This window comes from SAR324 cluster bacterium (genome assembly GCA_029245725.1).
Taxonomy (GTDB): domain Bacteria; phylum SAR324; class SAR324; order SAR324; family NAC60-12; genus JCVI-SCAAA005.
The window spans coordinates 1-2,218 of record JAQWOT010000064.1; the positions used below are offsets into that span (position 1 = coordinate 1).

Consider the following 2,218-nt stretch of genomic DNA (forward strand, 5'->3'; position numbering starts at 1 on the left):
CAGAGAGAAATTATTCAATTGGAATGGAACTCTGTTGACCTGAAGGATGGATTTGTAAGGCTGAGAGCAGCTCAAACCAAAACGGATGAAGCTCGCTCTGTTCGGCTATCACCTCAGGTAATTCAAATGTTGGGCGGCATATCAAGTACACTGCAGCCGAGAAACGTATTCCTCTCGGCAACCCAAAGACCAATTCTACGTTGGGGATCATACCAAAAGAAGGTTTGGAACGAGTCTTTGAAAAGGGCAGGAATTGAGGATGCCGTTTTTCATGATCTACGACATGACTTTGTCACTAAGGCGATGCGCAGTGGGAATGCCTCACACGTGGTGATGAAGCAAGTAGGGCATAAGTCTGATGCGATGCTGCGAAGGTATCAACTCATAGATGAGCGGGACTTGCTTGATCTTAAGTTCTCACCTGAGCCCCAAAAACTCACCGAAACAAGCTGATTTTTACGTGGGCGTATACGTGGGCAACAGCCGATTTTGATAGGGTAAATTGGAGTAAAAAGAAGGAACGAAGAGGGAGAAAAATCAGCCTCTAAGCCAGAGAAATCCAGGGATAGGGGTAGGTTGAAGTAAGATGAAGTAATTACAATTAAAGTTGTGAAATGGTGGAGGTGGCGAGAGTCGAACTCGCGTCCTGATATGCTTTCCCACGAAGCGCTACAAGCTTAGTCGAAACTTATCGTTTTCACAGTCGGTGTCGGCAATCGACCGCCTCACGACTGTACACTTCCATTTGATCTCATCTGACCGTCAGAAGCCCAGCCAGACCAGCCCAAGTAAAGGGTTACACCTCAACGGAGGCCCTCGGGCCTACCTCCGCGAGACGCCTACTCAGGCAGCGATTGCTGCGTGAGCCGGAGCGTAGTCGCTGTTGTTTGCAGCTATAATTTTGATGACCGTATTTACGTGGACGTTCATCACCCACGGCTTGCTCTCAGTGAGTTCCACACCCAGTCGAATACCGGGACACCCCCACAACAGACTTCTTAGGCTAGCAGCTTTGTGGATTTGTGCCACTGAAATCATCCAGCTTGTGCGGAAGGGAATCGTCCTTGTTCCTTGGTCAGTGCTGCAGTGAACCTGGGCTCGAGTGGTGTTGTGCAAGTCCCCCAGACCCTTTGGGGCCTTGGTGTTCTACCCAACAGAGCACCACGACTTGTGTAGCAATCGTGGCTAGGAGGCTACCTCCTGCAGCGCCTGCACGACGTACTGGGGCAGGGCGAAAGCTCCCTGGTGAATCGCCGGATTGTAGTAGCGAGTCTGCAGCTTTGCAACTTGGAAGCGTTCTGCCAACGTGCTCAGGGGCACTTGACGATATGCCGGGTTGTCGCTGCCCCAGGCAAAGGTCATGATGCCCCCGACATAGGTCGGTACCGCTGCACCATAGAAGGTGGCATCGGCAAAGATGGGCCGCAGGCGCTGGTAAGTGTCACGTACCTCCTGGAGCTGCATGTAGCAGACACCGTTCTGGGTTGCCAGGATTCCTCCCGGCTTGAGGCAGTGATGGCAGTTGGCATAGAAACCCTTGGTGAACAAGGCTTCTCCTGGACCTACGGGATCGGTGGAATCGGAGATGATCACGTCAAAACCAAGTGAGGTCTCCTGGACAAACTGCAGGCCATCGGCAATCACGATCTCTACCCGTGGATCCTGAAAGGCCCCCTGGGAATGCTGTGGCAGGAAACGCTCCGACATCTCGATCACGGCCTGGTCGATCTCCACCTGCACGACTCGCTTGACGTTCGGATGTCGCACCACTTCTCGCAACATGCCTCCGTCTCCCCCTCCGATGATCAGCACCTCCATGGCTTGACCATGCGCCAACAGTGGCACATGGGCCATCATCTCGTGATAGATGAACTCATCAGCCTCGGTTGTCTGGACCACACCATCCAGGGCCATCACTCGACCGAAGCAGGGGTTTTGGAAGATAATCAGGTGCTGGTGCTCTGTGCGTTGTTCAAAGAGCACCTCGGTGATCTCCAGGTGTTGGCTGTAGCCCTTGTAGAGCTTCTCGCTAAATGTCTCCATAGCTCCCTGTATGTCCCCGCAACAGCTCCTGCACCTGGAATTGACCGGGCTGAAAATGAGTTCGCAGCACCTCGACCGCCAGCTCTGGTTTGGCATCACCGCACATGAAGATGTCGAAAGCCGCAAATTGACGCTCCGGCCAGGTATGCACGCTGATGTGTGATTCAGCCAGCAC

3 protein-coding genes and 1 other RNA gene are annotated in these 2,218 nt (G+C 53.2%); 1 reads left to right on the forward strand and 3 read right to left on the reverse strand.

The genetic code is table 11. The features are described 5' to 3' along the window. Nucleotides 1–453 (forward strand): site-specific integrase (locus P8O70_02925; GenBank protein MDG2195838.1); only part of this gene is annotated, 453 nt, incomplete at its 5' end. A gap of 162 nt (nucleotides 454–615) precedes the next feature. Here the strand turns inward: P8O70_02925 and ssrA are convergent. The 3 genes from ssrA to speD all read right to left on the reverse strand — a co-directional run. Continuing rightward, nucleotides 616–986: a transfer-messenger RNA gene (gene ssrA, locus P8O70_02930) on the reverse strand. Nucleotides 987–1,185: 199 nt separating this feature from the next. Further along, nucleotides 1,186–2,043 (reverse strand): polyamine aminopropyltransferase, encoded by an 858-nt coding sequence (gene speE, locus P8O70_02935; protein ID MDG2195839.1) that lies wholly within the window; start codon nucleotides 2,041–2,043, stop codon nucleotides 1,186–1,188. Then, nucleotides 2,030–2,218, reverse strand: a 189-nt coding sequence (gene speD / locus P8O70_02940; GenBank protein MDG2195840.1) for an adenosylmethionine decarboxylase, incomplete at its 5' end; no start/stop codon positions are given. The genes speE and speD, both read right to left, overlap by 14 nt.

What these genes read in the sequence shown, in the direction of transcription:
- speE (MDG2195839.1), bottom strand. Translation starts at nt 2,043, where the DNA reads ATGGAGACATTTAGCGAGAAGCTCTACAAGGGCTACAGCCAACACCTG.